The sequence below is a fragment of the Bradyrhizobium sp. Pa8 genome, assembly GCF_052588265.1.
This window is the reverse complement of record NZ_CP176767.1, coordinates 9,181,052-9,198,501: the sequence shown is the minus strand read 5'-3', so window position 1 is coordinate 9,198,501 and position 17,450 is coordinate 9,181,052. Positions and strand designations below refer to the sequence as shown.

Sequence of the window (17,450 nt, the reverse complement as noted above, 5' to 3'; positions counted from 1 at the left end):
GTCAGAACACGAGCACCATGCCGTCTTCGGCGGCGAGGTGCGGTACGTCGTCCAGGCGCGATAGCATGTCGTCGCTCATGTGGGTGAGGACAAGCCGCTTGGCGCCGATGGCGGGGAGGTGCTGTTCCAAGGTCTTCAGGCTGAGATGGTTCTTGACCACCTTCTCGTACATATAGGCTTCCGCAATGAAAAGGTCCGCGCCATGCGCCAGCGGAATGAGCGCCTCCGTCCATTCGGTGTCGGCGCTGTAGGCGAGCGTGCGGCCTTCGACCTCGACGCGGTAGGCCAAGAATGGCCCGCCGGATTCGCCGTGCACCACCGGGTAGGGCGTCACCGTCACCGCGCCCAAGGCTTGGCTTCGCCCGGGCGCGAGTTCGATGAGGTTCAGCTCGAAGCGCTGCTTGGTCTTCGAGGAGTGCTCGAACAGCGCCTCCATCACTTGGCTGAGCCGCGTCTTGAGGCCTTGCGGGCCCGCGATCGCCAGCGGCCGGGTCCGCCGCAAGAATTGCGCATCGAGCAGGAAGAAGGGCAGCCCGGCAAAATGGTCGCCGTGGAAATGCGTGATGAGAATGAGGTCGATCTCGTTGCGGTCGATCTCGAGTCGCTTCAACGCCGGCAGAGCCGATGCGCCGCAATCGATCAGGAAGTTGGACGCGCGCCCCGAGACGTGGAAGCAGGTGTTGAGCCTGCCGCCCGAGCCGAAGGCGTCGCCGCAGCCGACAAAGCGCAATTGCATCGGCTGCGGGCTCCCAAATCCTTACCTGTTGCGCGGCGCGCCGAACACGCGCGAGAGCAGCCAGATCGGGACCACGATGACCGCGCCGAGCAGGAAGTAACGCCACAGCCAGTTCACTGCGTCGAAGCCGAGATCCCACAGACGCTGGAACAGCAAGCGGATGCTGTAGATGATATTCCAGGGATCGAAGCCGATCGCCGCCAGCACGACGCCGACCAGGATCGAGAGCAGGACAAGGCGAAACGCGACCGCCAGCGGCGAGCCGCCGAGAAAGCGGTTCAGCCCATCGCTGCGGCCGGCCGGCAAATCTCTGACGTCTTGGACCATCTCAAAACTCCTCGCGGGGATTCGACCCCATTATAGGTCACGGCGGGGCACATGGGGAACCCGCATTCCCTCGTCAATGGCTGTCGGCGGAAGCCGCAACCTTAATTGTTGGTAGGGATTCGTCAGCCTTCAGCATCTTTTCCAGCGTTTCCAGCCGGTCGGCCTCGCGCGGCGGCTTGTCCCAGCGCAGCCGGCTGATGCGGGGAAAGCGCATCGCGACGCCGGATTTGTGCCGCGGGGAACGCTGCAGCCCCTCGAACGCCACCTCCAGCACCAGCCCCTTGTCGCGCTCGTGCACGACATGGCGCACGGGGCCGAATTTCTCGGTGGTGTTGCGGCGGACGAAGCGGTCGATCTGCAAGAGCTCCTCGTCGGTGAAGCCGAAATAGGCTTTTCCGACCGGCACCAGCTCATCGCCGGCTTCGCCTTCGGTCCAGACGCCGAAGGTGTAGTCGGAGTAATAGGACGAGCGCTTGCCGTGGCCGCGCTGCGCATACATCAGCACGGCGTCGATGATGTGCGGATCGCGCTTCCACTTCCACCACTGGCCCTTTGGCCGCCCCGGCAGGTAGGGCGCATCGCGCCGCTTCAGCATGACGCCTTCGACGGCGTCGGCATCTTCGCCCGCGCCGGCACTCGCGGGATCGGCGCGTGCCGCGGTCAGTGCCTGCCAGCTTGCGAAGGGCACGGTGGGCGACAGGTCGATGCGGGGATCATCGAGCTTGCCGATGAACGCCTCCAGCCGCTCGCGCCGCTCCGCGAAGGGCAGCTCGCGCAGATCGTTCTCGTCGTCGCCGAGCAGATCATAGGCGCGAAGGTGGATCGGAAATTCCTTGATCAGCTTCGGCGAAACGACCTTGCGGTTGAGTCGCTGTTGCAGAACGTTGAAACTCTGCACGCGGCCTTCGCGCAGGATCAGAAGCTCGCCGTCGATCGCGCCTGCCAGCCGCAGCGACGGCACGAGGTCCGGAAAGCTCCCCGTGATGTCCTCACCGGTGCGCGAATAGAGCCGCGCCGTGATCTGCCCGCGCTCGTCGCGGCCAGCCACCGCCTGCACGCGGATGCCGTCCCATTTCCATTCGGCGATGTAATCGGCGGGATCGAGCGTGGTGAAATCCGTGTCCTCGATCGCGTGCGCGAGCATCACGGGCCGGAACGGCGCGGGATCGCGATTGACCGGCTTTTCGCCGCGACCTTCGAGCCAGGCGAACAGGTCGAGATAGGGAGGGCTGAGCCCCGGCCAGATCAGCTCGACCTCATGCGGGTCCTTGTCGCCAAGCGCGGCGGCTGCGGTCTTCGCCAGCCGCGCGGAAATGCCGATGCGCAGCGCGCCGGTGACGAGTTTCAAGAGCGCCCAGCGGCCGGTTTCGTCGAGTTCGTCGAGCCAGCGTTCGAGCTGCTTTGGCAGTTCGGTCTTGCCGAGCGTGCGCAGCGTGGTGACGACGTCCGTGAGGGTTGGGGGTGGTGGGTTGTTGTGGCTACTTGGGTAGGAGGACTCATTGGCACCTTCCCTGGAGTACCCCTCTCCCTGACCCTCCCCCGCAAGGGGGGAGGGGACGGTGAGGCTCGAGCGTCCATCACTCGCTGAATCACTATCAGTCGTTGAGCCCGTCTGCCACCGCGCGCGCAACTGCGCTCCCTCCCCCCTTGCGGGGGAGGGCGGGGGAGAGGGGTGGCTCGGAAAAGACTCGTTGTTACCAGGCGCCCGCCGCGGCCACATCAGCGCCACGGTCTCCGAGAGATCGCCGACATAGTCGTAGCTCAACCCGAACAGCACCTCATCCGTGCGCGCCGCGATCAAATCGCGGATCAGCGCGGGCTTGGCATGCTTGAAGCTCAGAGCGCCGGTCAGCGCGGCCAGCGCGTAGCCGCGGTCGGGATCGCCGACCTCACGAAAATAGCCGGTGATCAGCCGCAGCTTGTTGTTGCGGCCGGGCTCGTAGGCGAGGCGATCCAGCAGTTCGGCGAAGCGGTTCATGCTTCGGCCTCATCTTGAATCGGCGTCTCGCTCTCCTCCTCGTCGCCATAGCCGACGAGATCGAGCGGCTGCGCGCGAAGACCTTTACTCTGGCACCAATGCACCAGCGCGTCTTCCTGACCGTGGGTGACCCAGATCTCGCCGGCGCCGGTCGCGGCGATGGTCGCGGTGAGGCCATCCCAATCGGCATGGTCGGAGATCACCAGCGGCAGCTCGATGCCGCGCTGCCGTGCGCGGGCACGCACCCGCATCCACCCCGAGGCAAAGACGGTGACGGGGTCGGGAAAGCGCCGCGTCCAGAGGTCCGAGGTGGCCGACGGCGGCGCCAGCGTGATGGTGCCGGCGAGCACCGCCCTCTTTACGCCCATCACCGGTTTGAGCTCGCCGAGATTGATCCCGCGGCTCTGATAGTACTCGGTGATCTTCTCCATCGCGCCATGCAGGTAGATCGGTGCCTCATAGCCGGCCTGGCGCAGCAGCGCGATCACGCGCTGCGCCTTGCCGAGCGAATAGGCGCCGACGAGATGCGCGCGTTCGGGAAACAATGCAACGGAGGCCAGCAGCTTCCTCACCTCGTCGGCGGCATCGCCATGGCGAAACACCGGCAGGCCAAAGGTGGCCTCGGTGATGAAGACGTCGCAGGGCACGAGCTCGAACGGCGTGCAGGTCGGGTCGGGCGCATCCTTGTAGTCGCCGGAGGCGACGATGCAGGTGTCCTTGCAGGTCACAGCGATCTGCGCCGAGCCCAGCACATGACCGGCCGGGTGAAACCTCACGCGGACGTCGCCGAGCCGGATTTCCTCGCCATAGCTGATGACCTGCGTCGAGCCCGCAAAATTCTCGCCATAGCGCAGCCGCATCATGTCCAGCGTTTCCTGCGTCGCCAGCACCGCGCCATGGCCGGCGCGGGCATGGTCGGAATGGCCGTGGGTGATCACGGCCCGTTCGACCGGGCGGACAGGGTCGATGTGGAAGTTGCCGGGCTTGCAGCACAGGCCGTCAGCAGTTGGCAGCAGGATGTCTTGCGGACGCATGTGCGTCATATAGGGAGCGGCCACCCCAAATGAACCCGTCATGCGCGGGCTTGACCCGCGCCTCCATCCTTTTAAACAGTTCCTTTTTTGATGGATTGCCGGGCGCAGACAAGTTTACGCAGTCTGCGCAAGGCAGACTGCTATGCCCGGTGATGACGAGCCGAGTTCCTATGCCCCTGCGCCTGTTCCACTCCTCCGGCGATCTCATGGCCGACCGCCGTTTCGAGTTCGCGCGCGACCTCCAGCTCAAGGGCGATCTGCCCGCCGCCGCCGACCTCATCGAGCAGGCGATCGAGCTCGCGCCTGACTTCACCTCGGCCTGGTTCACGCTCGGCGAGATCCGCCAGCAGCTCGGCGAGCGCGACAAGGCGATCGCGGCGTTCCGGAAAGCATGCGACTGCGACCCCGAGGACCAGCACGGCGCCGGCCTGCATCTGATGCGGCTCGGCGACGCGCAGATGGCGGAAATGCCCAAGGCCTATGTGCAGGCGCTGTTCGACCAATACGCGCCGCGCTTCGAGCATGCGCTGATCAACGACCTCGGCTACCGCGCGCCGTCGCTGATCTTCAAGGCAGTGCTGGCCGCGCGCGTCGCCGCAAAGAAGCCGGCCTTCTTCAAGCGCACCATCGATCTCGGCTGCGGCACCGGGCTTGCGGCCGCCGCTTTCGCCAAGCAGGTCGATCATTTCATCGGCATCGATCTGTCGCCCGGCATGATCAAGGAGGCGCGCGCCACCGAGCTCTATGCCGAGCTCGAGGTCGCCGACATGATCGAAGGCCTGCGCACCAAGGGCGATGCGAGCGCGAACCTCGTCGTCGCCGCGGACGCGTTCGTCTATCTCTCCGATCTCGCGCCGGTGCTCACCGAAGCGAAGCGCGTGCTCGTGTCCGGCGGCGTGCTCGCTTTCACGCTGGAGACGCATGACGGCAGCGGCACCGTGCTCGGCGAAGGCCTCCGCTATGCCCATTCGGCGGAATATGTGCGTGGCGCGATGGCGAAGGCCGGGCTCAAGCTGCTGACATTGGAGCCGGCATCGCCACGCATCGAGAACAACGAGCCGGTGCGCGGCCTCGTCGTCGTCGCCGAGAAAACTTGAGTCTAGGCGCTAGATACCCGGCGATTTAAGCGTCATTGCGTCGCAAAGCGGCGTCTTCCTACTTGCGAGCCGTGCTGCGTTGCCAGCACAATGCGCGCACTAGGGAGAAACAAATAATGACCAAGAATCCATCGCGGCGCGATTTCAGCGCCGGCGCGCTTGCCACCATCGCTGCATCCACCTTGCCTGCGCCGTATGTCTGGGCCGCGGAGAAGAAATACGATGCGGGCGCCAGCGACACCGAGATCAAGATCGGCCAGACCGTGCCGCATTCCGGTCCCGGCTCGCTGTACGGCGTGCTCGGCCGCATCGGGGAAGCCTATTTCCAGATGCTGAACGAGAAGGGCGGCATCAACGGCCGCAAGGTCAAGTTCCTCACCATGGACGACGCCTACAGCGCGCCGAAATGCGTCGAGGCAACGCGGCGCTTGGTCGAGCAGGAAGAGGTGCTGGCGCTCTATGGCTCGCTCGGCACCGCGCCGCAGACCTCCGTGCACAAATACCTGAATTCGAAGGGCGTGCCGCAACTGCTGCTCAACACCGGCGCGTCGAAGTGGAACAATCCGAAAGAATTCAAATGGACGATGGCGGGCCTGCCGCTCTATCCGACCGAGGCGCGCATCCTGGCGCGGCACGTCATCAGCGTGAAGCCGAACGCCAAGGTCGGCATCCTCTACCAGAACGACGACTTTGGCCGCGACTTTCTCGGTCCGTTCAAGAAGGTGCTGGCGGATGCCGGCGGCACCGCGCAGGTGATCATGGAGCAGACCTACGATCTGACCGATCCGACCGTCGATTCCCAGCTCATCAATCTCTCGAAGTCGGGCGCCGACGTCTTCTACAACATCTCCACCGGCAAAGCGTCGTCGCAGTCGATCCGCAAGGTCGCCGAGCTCGGATGGAAGCCGCTGCAGCTGTTGTCGGCGGGCTCGACCGGCCGCTCGATCCTCAATGCCGCGGGCCTGGAGAATGCGACCGGCATCGTCGCCATCCGCTACAACAAGGAAGTCGGCTTGCCCAAATGGGAGAAGGACCCGGACGTGATGGCGTTCGAGGACTTGCGCAAGAAGTACACGCCGGCGATCGATCAGGACAACACCATCGCCTTTGCCGGTTACGGCCAGGCCGTCACCATGGGTGAGATCCTGCGCCGCTGCGGCGACGATCTCACCCGCGCCAACGTGCTGAAGCAGGCGTCCACGCTCGCGGGCTTCCACTCGCCCTATTTCCTCGACGGCGTCACCTATAGCTACACGCCCGAGGACTACACGCCGATGAAGACGCTCTTCATCTCCACCTTCAGCGGCAAGGACTGGGACATCTCCGACAAGCCGATGTCGGAGTAGGAGCGGGCAGAGTGCCGTAGGGTGGGCAAAGGCGCACTCGCGCCGTGCCCACCATCTCTCCGAACACCTCGGTACGAATGGTGGGCACGCTTCGCTTTGCCCACCCTACGAGACCTATTCACATCTCCACCCCTCGACGAACCCACCCCCACGGCTTACCTGTGATGCCGTGCCGCCCCGCATCCTCAAAATCCCGGCCGAGCCGGCCACGCTGCTGCCCGACCGCTTCCAGGCGTGGTTCGCGGCCCGCGGCTGGTCGCCGCGTGAGCATCAGCTCGCGCTGCTGGACAAGGCGCGCGAGGATCGTTCCGCACTGCTGATCGCGCCCACCGGCGCGGGCAAGACGCTGGCGGGATTTCTGCCGACGCTGGTGGAGCTCTCGACGCAGCCGGTCGAGCGGGACGCAGGGGCGAAGCAAAGCCTCGTCTCGACCGGCCGCGATGTTCGCCGCAGCGATGGCCTGCACACGCTCTACATCTCGCCGCTGAAAGCGCTCGCCGTCGATATCGCCCGCAATCTCGAGCGGCCGATTGCGGAGATGGGGCTGCCGATCAAGGTCGAGACCCGCACCGGCGACACGCCGGTGTCGCGGCGGCAGCGCCAGCGGCGCTATCCGCCCGATATCCTGCTGACGACGCCTGAGCAGGTCGCGCTGCTGCTCTCCTCCGATGACGCACCGTTCCTGTTCTCCTCGCTGCGACGCATCGTGCTCGACGAGCTCCACGCGCTGGTGACGTCCAAGCGCGGCGATCTGCTTTCGCTGGGACTGGCGCGGCTCTGGCGGCTGGCGCCGCAGCTGCGCGCGATCGGCCTGTCGGCGACCGTGGCCGAGCCGGACCAGCTTGCGCGCTTCCTGGTGCCGCAGCCCGGCGGGAAGGAAGCGGCCGCCGACATTGTCGTCGCCGGCGGTGCCGCGCCGCCGCTGGTGGAGATGCTGGATACGCGCGAGCGCCTGCCCTGGGCCGGCCACAGCGCGCGCCACGCGCTTCCTGAAATCTACGAGCTGATCAAGGCCAACAAGACCACGCTCGTCTTCGTCAACACCCGCAGCCAGGCCGAGATGCTGTTCCAGAATCTCTGGAGCATGAACGACGACAACCTCGCGATCGCGCTGCATCACGGCTCGCTCGACGTCGCCCAGCGCCGCAAGGTCGAGGACGCGATGTCGGCGGGCAGACTGCGCGGCGTGGTCTGCACCTCCTCGCTCGACCTCGGCGTCGACTGGGGCGATGTCGATCTCGTCGTCAATATCGGTGCGCCAAAAGGCTCTTCGCGTCTGATGCAGCGGATCGGCCGCGCCAATCACCGCCTCGACGAAGCTTCGCGTGCGGTGCTGGTGCCGGCGAACCGGTTCGAGGTGCTGGAGTGCCGCGCCGCGATCGATGCGATCGCCGAGAATGCGCAGGATACGCCACCCTTGCGTACCGGCGCACTCGACGTGCTGGCCCAGCACGTGCTCGGCTGCGCCTGCGGCGAGCCGTTTCTGAGCGATGATCTCTACGGCGAGGTGCTCACGGCCGCGCCTTACTCAGATCTCGCCCGGCAGGATTTCGACGACGTCGTCGATTTCGTCGCCTCCGGCGGCTACGCGCTGAAGACTTATGAGCGCTTCGCCCGCATCAAGCAGGACAAGCAGGGGCGCTGGCGCGTCGCCAATCCAAAGGTGCGGCAGAGCTATCGTCTCAATGTCGGCACCATCGTCGAGGAGCCGATGCTGAAGGTGCGGCTCGTTCGTGGGAGCTCCAGCGGCAGCGGCTCGACCGGCGCCATCGCGCGCGGCGGGCGCGTGCTCGGCGAGATCGAGGAATATTTCATCGAGGGCCTGACCGCCGGCGACACCTTTGTGTTCGGCGGCGAAGTCGTGCGCTATGAGGCGTTGGCCGAGGATCAGGTCTATGTCTCCCGCGCCAACGACAAAGACCCGAAAGTGCCGTCCTATATGGGCGGAAAATTTCCGCTCTCGACCTATCTTGCCGAGCGCGTGCGGCGCCTGCTCGACGACCGCCGTGCATGGAACGGTCTGCCTGAGCAGGTGCGCGACTGGCTGTCGTTGCAGAAAGATGTCTCACGTGTGCCCGGCGTGCGCGAGCTGCTGGTCGAGACCTTTCCACGCGGCAACAAGCATTATCTCATTTGCTATCCCTTCGAGGGCAGGCTCGCGCACCAGACGCTGGGCATGCTGCTGACGCGGCGGCTGGAGCGGATGCGCGCCCGGCCGCTCGGCTTCGTCGCCAATGAATATGCGGTGGCGATCTGGGGGCTTGGCGACGCCTCCTTCATGATCCGCAACGGCGAGCTTAATCTCGACGCGCTGTTCAACCCGGACATGCTCGGGGACGATCTCGAAGCCTGGCTCGCGGAATCCGCGCTGATGAAGCGCACCTTCCGCAATTGCGCGCTGATCTCCGGCCTGATCGAGCGGCGCTTCACCAGCGAGGACAAGAGCCGCCGCCAGGTGCTGTTCTCGACCGATCTCGTCTACGACGTCCTGCGCAAGCATCAGGCCGACCACGTGCTCTTACGCGCCGCCCGGGCCGACGCCGCCACCGGCCTGCTCGATCTGCGCCGCCTCGGCGACATGCTCGCCCGCATCCACGGCCGCATCACGCATCGGGAACTCGACCATGTCTCGCCGCTCGCCGTCCCCGTGATGCTGGAAATCGGCCGCGAGTCAGTCTATGGCGAAGCTGGCGACGAGCTCCTGGCGGAAGCCGCCGATGAGCTTGTCAAAGAGGCGATGGGATAAGAGCAGGTTTGGACGTGACGATAGGCGCGCTGGTTTCAGGAGATGTGGAAGACATGCGCGTTTCCAAAGTCACCATCAGTGATGTGACCTTCGCAACCGATCTCTCCGGTGCGCTGTTCTGGGAAGAGCAGCGCCTGCTCGTCGTCTCCGATCTGCATCTGGAAAAAGGGTCCAGCTTCGCCACGCGCGGTGTGCTGCTGCCGCCTTACGATACGTTGGCAACGCTGAGCCGTCTCGCTGCTGTCATCTCCCGCCATAATCCCCGAACGGTCATCGCGCTCGGCGACAGTTTTCACGACCGAACCGCACATGAGCGGTTGTCGTCCGACGATCGCGATGCTGTTGCCGCACTCCAGACCGGCCGCGACTGGATCTGGATCTCGGGCAATCACGATCCGATACTGCCGCGCGATCTTGGCGGGACCGTCGCCGACGAAGTCGCGATCGGCGCGATCACCTTCCGCCATGAGCCGACCGGTGAGCGCGGCGAGATCGCCGGCCATCTGCATCCGAAGGCGCGCGTCTCCGCACGCGGCCGCTCGATGGAACGCCGCTGCTTCGCCAGTGACGGGATGCGCGCGGTGATGCCCGCCTTCGGCGCCTATGCCGGCGGTCTCAGCATCCGCGATGCCGCGTTCGCAAAGATCTTTCCCAGCAATGGCTTTGTTGCCCATCTGCTCGGTGACCGCCGCGTCCACGCCATTGCGGCCTCGCGCTGTTATTGAGATCCCGGCCTCGTCGAACCGGATCCATCGGGCGTCAACGGAAAATAGGACAGGATTACGTCCAGTACTTATCCGGAATCGCCTAAGTCCATAGGTACCTCTAACTTACCAACTTGCCGGGGCTGGATTTCATCCCGAACACGATTGCAACCGGCAAAGGGGTCGCTGCGAGGCGGCCCCTTTCGATTCCGCCAGTCGGACTTTGTCCCCAGTTCCGGAACAAATTAAGAACACTTTAGCAAGTCTTTGATATATCATTGTGATTCGGCGCGTCGCCGACACAATATCTAGCGTCTGTCAGACTTTGCGAGGACTACATGTCCACCATCGCCTTCGATCAATTTGCCCTCACCCGGATCGCCGATTTCGCGCGCTCGCTGTCGCGGCTGCATCAGGCGGCGCGGCGCTACGCGGTCGATGACGACCAGTTCGACCGCGAGTTTAACGCGGTGTGCCAGTCGATATGGGGCTACACCATCGACGACGTCAGCGACGATCTGTTCTCGACCGAGGATCATCTGTTCCTCGACACGCTGGACGAAGCGCATGCGCGCATCTTCGCAGCCGAGCAGGGTTACGATCTCATCGGCGAGGCGGGCATGCTCACCGACTGGTGGGGCTTCTGCTGGATGATCCTGGCCGAGAAGCGCGGCCTGCTGACTCAGGAAAACCGCGCCGCTGCGCGCGCGGCGATCGAGGAAAAATATCTGGCGGCGCCGAACGTGATCGGGGTGATCATCGGGAGATGACGCAGCACTCTCCGTCACTGCGAGCGTAGCGAAGCAATCCATAATCTGTTCGCGGCGACAGACTGGATTGCTTCGCTGTGCTCGCAATGACTTTGATTCAGTTGGAGCTTAATCCAGCCCCGCCCGTTTCGCCGGCTTCTGTGCAGGGGTCTTCGGCACCGTTACGTCAGGCAGTGCCTCGCGCACGATCTCGACTGAGGTCGGCGCATCCGCCGCGACCGTCTCTGCGCGCACCGGGGCAACCTTCATCTCGCCGAGCCGCGCGCGGACCTGCGCGGTGAGGCCGGGGTAGGAGGCAACCGGCGTGAAGTCCGCGGCCTGGTCATTGCCGACGCGGATGCCGGTATAGGCGACGAGTCCGTCGCTGGTCGCGATCACGTCGCCGGCTTTCAGCGAGGAATCCAGCGCGAGATCGACCGGGGCGAGGCCGACCGGCTCGCGGCCGTTGCAGGTGCAGTCGGCACGCAGCGCCTTCCGATAGGCGAACGCGTTCTCGCTGTCGGCGTAGCGTTCGCCGGTCTGCGAAGCGGCGCCGTCGATCGAAGAGCCGAAATAGACCTTTGTCGTGGTGGCAGGACAGAACGCCTGACACATCTGGGCGGGCGAGGCGAGGCCGCGCATCAGCGGAAAATATTTGCCGTCGCAGGTGCGCACGCAGAAGGCCGGGCCCGAGCCGCCGGCCGCCGCCGCGCGTGTCGGGGGCACATATTGCGGGGTTGCGGGATTCTGCTGGCTGGCGAAGGGATCGGCAAAGGAGTTCGACTGCTGCGGCACCTCACGCTGCGGCCGGGGCCGCTGCATTCCGCCGAAGAAGAAGTCGAACAAGCCTTCGGCCGAAGCCGGGACTGGAGCCGCAAGCAGCGGGGCCGCCAGGCTGGCGGCCACAAGCATCGCGCGACGCGCATGGGACAAGGCTGTACGCAATGCTCACTCCGACGCTACTGAACCGGCCGGAACCTTCCGAGGTCTCGGCACATGATTCACCATAGTGCTGGATGGTAAATGAGCAGTTGCGCGGAGGCGATTTCAAGTCGAGGCCGTGACCTCTTCAAGGCCGGGCACAGCTTCCGGCGGATGGTTGCTTCCGGGCAACGCCCGGGCATGGACGGAACCGTCTCGCGGCCTTAGGCCTTCAAGAACTCCGACGCCTTGTACAGCGAGCGGAACGGCAGGCCGGCCGCGCCGAACGTGTCGGTGGCGCCTTCCTCGCGGTCGACCATGGTCAGCACCAGCACCACCTCGGCGCCGGTCTCGCGCACGGATGCCACCGCCTTCATCGCCGAGCCGCCGGTGGTGGTGACGTCCTCGACGATCACGACGCGCTTGCCTTCGAGCGTCTCGCCCTTGGGCAGACCTTCGATCGCGAGCTTCGCGCCGTGCTCCTTCGGTTTCTTGCGCACGAAGAACGCCGCGATCGGATGGCCCTTGATCCAGGAGATCTGCGCCAGCGCTCCGGCCAGCGGCACCGCGCCCATCTCGAGCCCGCCGATGAAGTCGAGCTGGTCGTCCTTCAGCGCCTCATAGGTCAGCTCGGCGAGCAGGGTCGCACCCTCGGGGTCGAGCATGGTCGGTTTGAGGTTGAAGTAGAAATCGCTCTTACGGCCCGAGGCGAGCGTGACGTCACCGCGGCCGAAGGAGCGCCGGCGGATGATTTCGAACAGGCGGGCGCGGGAGGCAGATTTCGACACGGCGGTCCCTCGGGAGCTTTTTGGGAGGTGGCGGAATTTATCCGCGACGGCCGCGACATTCCAGAGGGGACCGGTCGAGTCAACAGGGATCGGCCATCCCGGTCCGCCAGTTGTGGGGGTGCAACTTTCTGGAGTAGTTGGATGGCAGATATCTCGGGGAAGGAAATGCCTGAATGACCATCGAGCTGCACACCTGGAACACGCCGAACGGCCGCAAGATCTCGGTCGCATTGGAGGAAATGGGGCTGCCTTACAAGGTGGTCCCGGTGAACATCACCAAGGGCGAGCAGATGGCGCCGGGGTTCCTGAAGCTCAGCCCCAACAACAAGATCCCCGCGATCGTCGACCCCGAGGGGCCGGACGGCAAGCCGGTCAGCATCTTCGAGTCCGGTGCGATCCTGCTCTATCTCGGCGAAAAGACCGGCAAATTCCTGCCGAAACCGCTCGCCGCGCGCATCCCCGTCTATGAATGGCTGATGTGGCAGATGGGCGGCTTCGGCCCGATGCCCGGCCAGGTGCACCATTTCATCGCGCTTGAGAACGAGCAGGAGCGCGCCTATGGCCTGAAGCGCTACATGGCGGAGACGCGCCGGCTCTACGGCGTGCTGGACCGCCGGTTGGAGGCTCACGACTTCGTCGCGGGCGACCTCTCGGTTGCCGATTTTGCCATCCTGGGCTGGGCCTGGCGCCACCCTCGCCACAAGGTTGAGCTGGCCGATTTTCCCAACGTCAAGCGCTGGTATGAGGCGCTGACGGCGCGTCCCGCGGTGAAGCGGGGCATGGACGCGAAGCTGGATTGACCTCTCCGTACCCTCCCCTGAAGGGGGAGGGTCGGCACGCGATCGAGCGAAGCGAGATTGCGTGACGGGGTGGGGTGAAGGTCTCTCCGCGTTGAACAGTGCTCGTGGGGAGAGATCACCCCACCCCGCTACGCATTCCGCTTCGCTACATGCGCAGCGACCCTCCCCCTCCAGGGGAGGGCAAGAAAGTTCACACCTTCTTCGCTTCCACCGCCATCCGCACCGCAAGCCCGGCCAGCACCGTGCCCATCAGCCAGCGCTGCACCAGCATCCAGCTCGGCCGGCTCGCCAGGAACAGCGCGATCGACCCTGCGGCAAGTGCGATCATCGCGTTGACGCTGACGCTGATCGCGATCTGGATCGCTCCCAACACCACCGACTGCGTCAGCACGCTGCCGGCGGTGGGATCGATGAACTGCGGCAGCAGCGCCAGATACAGCATCGCGATCTTCGGATTGAGCAGATTGGTGACAAAGCCCATCGCGAACAATTTGCGCGGGCTGTCGATCGCAAGCTGCTTGACCTGGAACGGCGAACGTCCGCCCGGTTTCACCGCCTGCCAGGCCAGCCACAGCAGATAGCCCGCGCCGGCGAAGCGCAGCGCGTCATAGGCAAAGGGAATGGCGAGCAAGAGCGCGGTGATGCCGAACGCCGCGCACAGCATGTAGAACACGAAGCCGAGCGCCACCCCGCCGAGCGAGACGATGCCCGCCGCCGGCCCCTGCGTGATCGAGCGCGAGATCAAATAGATCATGTTCGGTCCCGGCGTGAGCACGAGACCGAGGCAGACGAGGGCGAAGCCGAGCAGGGCGGAGGTGTGGGGCATGGGTGAACCGGTGTGGGGGACGGCACGGTTCTAATATGCGCCGCGCGGCGGAGCCATCGCGCAATTGCACGGAGGACAATTCGATCTGGTGCCGAGCGCTCGGTGCGCTCCCTCGCCCCGCTCTTGCGGGGAGAGGTGAAGGAAAGAATCAGTGCGCCTCGTCCCAATTGTTCGCCGCGCGCGCATCGACATGCAGCGGCACCGACAGGTTCACGGCCGGGAACGGCGCGTCCTGCATCACGTGCTGCACCACCGGTAGCGTCGCCTCGACTTCCGCGTCGGGCACCTCGAAGATCAGTTCGTCGTGCACCTGGAGCAGCATCTGCGCCGTCAGCTTCTTCTGGACCAGGGCGTCCTCCATCCGCGTCATGGCGCGGCGGATGATGTCGGCGGCGGTGCCCTGGAGCCGCGCGTTGATCGCGGCGCGCTCGTTGAAGGCGCGCACCGAGGCGTTCGAAGCCTTGATGTCGGGATAGTACATCTTCCGTCCGAACAGCGTGGTGACATAGCCGTGGCTCCGGCAGAAGTCGCGCGTCTGGTCCATGTATGCGCGGATGCCGGGGAAGCGCTCGAAATACTTCTTGATGTAGGCGGAGGCTTCCTCACGCGCGATGCCCAGCTGGTTGGCGAGGCCGAATGCCGAGATGCCGTAGATGATGCCGAAATTGATCGCCTTGGCGCGGCGTCGGATTTCGCTCGGCATGCCCTCGATCGGCACGCCGAACATTTCGGAGGCCGTCATCGCGTGGATGTCGAGCCCGTCCTTGAACGCCTGCTTGAGGACGGGAATGTCGGCGATCTCGGCGAGCAGCCGCAGCTCGATCTGCGAATAGTCGGCGGAGACGAGCTTGTGCCCGGGCGTCGCGATGAAGGCACGGCGGATCTTTCGCCCGTCCTCGGTGCGCACCGGGATGTTCTGCAGATTCGGCTCGTTCGACGACAGCCGGCCCGTCGTGGTCGCGGCCAGCGCGTAGGTGGTGTGGACGCGATGGGTCTGCGGGTTGACGTAGGTCGGCAGCGCGTCGGTGTAGGTCGATTTCAGTTTCGAGACCTGGCGCCACTCCAGGATCTTCTTCGGGAAGTCGTGGCCCTGCTCGGCGAGTTCGTCGAGCACCTGCGCGGTCGTCGACCACGCGCCGGTCTTGGTCTTGGTGCCGCCGGGCAGGCCCATCTTGCCGAACAGGATGTCGCCGATCTGCTTGGGGCTGCCGACATTGACGGGCTCGCCCGCGATCTCCTGGATCTCGGCTTCAACGCGCGCCGCGGTCTGGGCGAAGTCGCCTGATAGCCGCGACAGGACCTGGCGGTCGATCGAGATGCCGCGCCGCTCCATGCGCGCGAGCACCGACACCAGCGGCCGCTCCAGCGTCTCGTAAACGGCGGTCATGTGCTCGGCGACAAGGCGCGGCTTCAGCACGCGCCACACGCGCAAGGCCACGTCGGCGCCTTCCGCCGACAGCGGCGCGGCCTTGTCGATCGGCACCTGGTCGAAGGTGATCTTGCCCTTGCCGCTGCCGAGCAGCTCGCTCTCCTTCAGCATGGCGTGGCCGAACCAGCGCTCTGCGAGCGATTCGATCGCGTGCGAGCCGCGGCCGGCATCGAGCACATAGGAGATCAGCTGCGCATCGTCGACGTTGCGCAGCGTGATACCGTGCTGCGCCAGCATCACGGCGGTGAACTTGACGTCGAAGCCGATCTTGAGAATGCCCGCCGATTCCAGCACCGGACGAAGCACTTCGATCGCGTCGGCATGCTTGACCTGGTCCGGCGCGAGACCCGCGTCGAACAGGCCGGCGCCGCCACCGGACTGCTTGTGCGCGAGCGGCACGTAGCAGGCCTCGTTCGGGGCCAGCGCCAGCGCGATGCCGCACAGATCGGCCTGCATCGGATCGATGGAGTTGGCTCGCGTCTCGATCGCGACATGACCGGCGTCATGGATGCGCGCGATGAAGGCGTCGAGCTCCTTGAGCGTCTTGATCGTCTGGTATTTGCTGCGGTCGACCGGCAGCTTGCGCAGCGCCTCTTCGCGCGCGGCGGCCAGTGAAATCGGCGCGCCCTTGAGACCGGCCGACTTATCGCCCTTGTCTCCGCCCGTTGCGGTCGCGGCTGGAGCGGCGAAAAGATCGCCGGAGGTCTCTGACGTTTTTGCCTTGGCGGCGTCGCCGCCGGTTCTGGCGCCGCTGCTGTTCGACACATCGGCATCGACATTGGCGGGATCGATCTGCGAATAGTCGGCGACGCGGCGCGTCAGCGTGGTGAATTCCATCGCCTTCAGGAAAGCAATCAGCTTGCGCGCGTCGGGCTCGTGCACCGCGAGGTCGTCCAGCGGCACCTCGAGTTCGACCTTGTCGTCGAGCAGCACCAGCTTGCGCGAAATCCGCGCCTTCTCCGCATTCTCGATCAGCGCCTCGCGCCGTTTCGGCTGCTTGATCTCGGTGGCGCGGAACAGAAGCTGTTCGAGGTCGCCATATTCGACGATCAGCTGCGCCGCGGTCTTGATGCCGATGCCGGGTACACCGGGCACGTTGTCGGTGGAATCGCCGGCCAGCGCCTGCACCTCGACGACTTTCTCCGGCGGCACGCCGAACTTCTCGATCACCTCGGGAATGCCGATGCGGCGATCCTTCATGGTGTCGTACATCATGATCTTGTCGTTCACGAGCTGCATCAAGTCCTTGTCGGAGGACACGATGGTCGTGTGGGCGCCGCGATCGCTGGCCTGCCGCGCATAGGTCGCGATCAAATCGTCGGCCTCGAAGCCGCCCTGTTCCAGGCAGGGCAAATCGAAGGCGCGCACGGCTTCGCGGATCAGCGCGAATTGCGGGATCAGATCATCGGGCGCGGGCGGCCGGTGCGCCTTGTACTCGGGATAGATCTTGTTGCGGAACGTGACTTCCGACTTGTCGAACACGATCGCCAGATGCGTCGGGCGGTTGTCAGGCGGCATGTCGCGCAACAGCTTCCACAGCATGTTGCAGAAGCCGAGCACGGCGTTGACCTGCAAGCCGTCGGACTTGCGGTTCAGCGGCGGCAGCGCGTGGTAGGCGCGGAAGATGTAGCCGGAACCGTCGACCAGGAAGATATGGTCGCCCTTGCCGGCCGCCTTCGCCGCGACTGGCGTGGCAGCAGACTTGTCGGCAGCGGGCTTGGTGTCGGCTTTGGCGGCGGTCTTCGGGGAGGTTTTGGGCATGGCCGCAATGTATGAATTTTTGCGGGCTTTGACAGCCTCGAGAGGGGGATTTTTGGGCCGCTGGCGCCGCTATCCCCACTGTCGTTCCCCGCATCCACAACTGTCATTCCCCGCGAAAGCGGGGAATCCAGTACGCTGCGGCTTCTCGGCTCAATCACTGGCGTTTCGGCGTACTGGGTCGCCCGGTCGAGCCGGGCGACGACATCGA

14 protein-coding genes are annotated in these 17,450 nt (G+C 65.1%); 6 read left to right on the top strand and 8 right to left on the bottom strand.

Annotated features, from left to right (window positions below):
* Position 1 precedes the first annotated feature (1 nt).
* The 4 genes from ACKWRH_RS43690 to ACKWRH_RS43675 form a co-directional block, all read right to left on the bottom strand.
* Positions 2–736, bottom strand: coding sequence for an MBL fold metallo-hydrolase (locus ACKWRH_RS43690; protein ID WP_445218586.1), 735 nt, complete (start codon positions 734–736; stop codon positions 2–4).
* Positions 737–757: 21 nt separating this feature from the next.
* Entirely contained in the window at positions 758–1,063 is a 306-nt protein-coding gene (locus tag ACKWRH_RS43685; RefSeq protein ID WP_063979849.1) for a DUF6460 domain-containing protein, read from the bottom strand.
* Between the two features lie 73 nt (positions 1,064–1,136).
* Complete coding sequence (locus tag ACKWRH_RS43680) at positions 1,137–3,041, bottom strand: cisplatin damage response ATP-dependent DNA ligase (RefSeq protein WP_445218585.1); 1,905 nt, start codon at positions 3,039–3,041, stop codon at positions 1,137–1,139.
* A complete protein-coding gene (locus ACKWRH_RS43675) occupies positions 3,038–4,075 on the bottom strand; it encodes a ligase-associated DNA damage response exonuclease (protein WP_445222584.1) in 1,038 nt (345 codons plus the stop codon). Before ACKWRH_RS43675 ends, ACKWRH_RS43680 begins: the two co-directional genes overlap by 4 nt.
* Before the next feature lie 170 nt (positions 4,076–4,245).
* On the opposite strand from ACKWRH_RS43675, the gene ACKWRH_RS43670 reads away from it, so the two are divergent.
* The 5 genes from ACKWRH_RS43670 to ACKWRH_RS43650 all read left to right on the top strand — a co-directional run bounded on the left by ACKWRH_RS43670 (position 4,246) and on the right by ACKWRH_RS43650 (position 10,738).
* The gene (locus ACKWRH_RS43670) at positions 4,246–5,172 is read left to right on the top strand and encodes a methyltransferase domain-containing protein (RefSeq protein WP_445218584.1); all 927 of its coding nucleotides are present in this window, start codon (positions 4,246–4,248) and stop codon (positions 5,170–5,172) included.
* Positions 5,173–5,288: 116 nt separating this feature from the next.
* The gene (locus tag ACKWRH_RS43665) at positions 5,289–6,518 is read left to right on the top strand and encodes an ABC transporter substrate-binding protein (protein WP_445218583.1); all 1,230 of its coding nucleotides are present in this window, start codon (positions 5,289–5,291) and stop codon (positions 6,516–6,518) included.
* 169 nt (positions 6,519–6,687) lie between these two features.
* Positions 6,688–9,264: a ligase-associated DNA damage response DEXH box helicase gene (locus tag ACKWRH_RS43660; protein WP_445218582.1), complete on the top strand. Its 2,577-nt coding sequence runs from the start codon at positions 6,688–6,690 to the stop codon at positions 9,262–9,264.
* A gap of 53 nt (positions 9,265–9,317) precedes the next feature.
* Positions 9,318–9,989, top strand: coding sequence for a ligase-associated DNA damage response endonuclease PdeM (pdeM, locus tag ACKWRH_RS43655; protein WP_445218581.1), 672 nt, complete (start codon positions 9,318–9,320; stop codon positions 9,987–9,989).
* A gap of 317 nt (positions 9,990–10,306) precedes the next feature.
* Positions 10,307–10,738 (top strand): hypothetical protein, encoded by a 432-nt coding sequence (locus tag ACKWRH_RS43650; RefSeq protein WP_014491352.1) that lies wholly within the window; start codon positions 10,307–10,309, stop codon positions 10,736–10,738.
* Between the two features lie 108 nt (positions 10,739–10,846).
* On the opposite strand, the gene ACKWRH_RS43645 is transcribed toward ACKWRH_RS43650, so the two are convergent.
* Together ACKWRH_RS43645 and pyrE are read right to left on the bottom strand one after the other, a co-directional pair.
* Complete coding sequence (locus ACKWRH_RS43645) at positions 10,847–11,629, bottom strand: DUF2865 domain-containing protein (RefSeq protein ID WP_445222583.1); 783 nt, start codon at positions 11,627–11,629, stop codon at positions 10,847–10,849.
* A gap of 233 nt (positions 11,630–11,862) precedes the next feature.
* Positions 11,863–12,426, bottom strand: coding sequence for an orotate phosphoribosyltransferase (gene pyrE, locus ACKWRH_RS43640; protein ID WP_445218580.1), 564 nt, complete (start codon positions 12,424–12,426; stop codon positions 11,863–11,865).
* 173 nt (positions 12,427–12,599) lie between these two features.
* Here pyrE and ACKWRH_RS43635 point away from each other — a divergent pair, with 173 nt between their 5' ends.
* The gene (locus ACKWRH_RS43635) at positions 12,600–13,226 is read left to right on the top strand and encodes a glutathione S-transferase family protein (protein WP_445218579.1); all 627 of its coding nucleotides are present in this window, start codon (positions 12,600–12,602) and stop codon (positions 13,224–13,226) included.
* A 190-nt stretch (positions 13,227–13,416) separates the two neighbouring features.
* Here ACKWRH_RS43635 and ACKWRH_RS43630 read toward each other — a convergent pair whose 3' ends face one another.
* Together ACKWRH_RS43630 and polA are read right to left on the bottom strand one after the other, a co-directional pair.
* Positions 13,417–14,052 (bottom strand): LysE family translocator, encoded by a 636-nt coding sequence (locus ACKWRH_RS43630; protein WP_038933366.1) that lies wholly within the window; start codon positions 14,050–14,052, stop codon positions 13,417–13,419.
* A 148-nt stretch (positions 14,053–14,200) separates the two neighbouring features.
* Complete coding sequence (gene polA / locus ACKWRH_RS43625) at positions 14,201–17,242, bottom strand: DNA polymerase I (protein WP_445218578.1); 3,042 nt, start codon at positions 17,240–17,242, stop codon at positions 14,201–14,203.
* Positions 17,243–17,450 lie beyond the last annotated feature (208 nt).

What these genes read in the sequence shown, in the direction of transcription:
- ACKWRH_RS43630 (WP_038933366.1), bottom strand. Translation starts at nt 14,052, where the DNA reads ATGCCCCACACCTCCGCCCTGCTCGGCTTCGCCCTCGTCTGCCTCGGT.
- ACKWRH_RS43645 (WP_445222583.1), bottom strand. Translation starts at nt 11,629, where the DNA reads ATGCTTGTGGCCGCCAGCCTGGCGGCCCCGCTGCTTGCGGCTCCAGTC.
- polA (WP_445218578.1), bottom strand. Translation starts at nt 17,242, where the DNA reads ATGCCCAAAACCTCCCCGAAGACCGCCGCCAAAGCCGACACCAAGCCC.
- ACKWRH_RS43635 (WP_445218579.1), top strand. Translation starts at nt 12,600, where the DNA reads ATGACCATCGAGCTGCACACCTGGAACACGCCGAACGGCCGCAAGATC.
- pdeM (WP_445218581.1), top strand. Translation starts at nt 9,318, where the DNA reads ATGCGCGTTTCCAAAGTCACCATCAGTGATGTGACCTTCGCAACCGAT.
- ACKWRH_RS43690 (WP_445218586.1), bottom strand. Translation starts at nt 736, where the DNA reads ATGCAATTGCGCTTTGTCGGCTGCGGCGACGCCTTCGGCTCGGGCGGC.
- ACKWRH_RS43680 (WP_445218585.1), bottom strand. Translation starts at nt 3,041, where the DNA reads ATGAACCGCTTCGCCGAACTGCTGGATCGCCTCGCCTACGAGCCCGGC.
- ACKWRH_RS43675 (WP_445222584.1), bottom strand. Translation starts at nt 4,075, where the DNA reads ATGCGTCCGCAAGACATCCTGCTGCCAACTGCTGACGGCCTGTGCTGC.
- ACKWRH_RS43665 (WP_445218583.1), top strand. Translation starts at nt 5,289, where the DNA reads ATGACCAAGAATCCATCGCGGCGCGATTTCAGCGCCGGCGCGCTTGCC.
- ACKWRH_RS43685 (WP_063979849.1), bottom strand. Translation starts at nt 1,063, where the DNA reads ATGGTCCAAGACGTCAGAGATTTGCCGGCCGGCCGCAGCGATGGGCTG.
- ACKWRH_RS43650 (WP_014491352.1), top strand. Translation starts at nt 10,307, where the DNA reads ATGTCCACCATCGCCTTCGATCAATTTGCCCTCACCCGGATCGCCGAT.
- ACKWRH_RS43670 (WP_445218584.1), top strand. Translation starts at nt 4,246, where the DNA reads ATGCCCCTGCGCCTGTTCCACTCCTCCGGCGATCTCATGGCCGACCGC.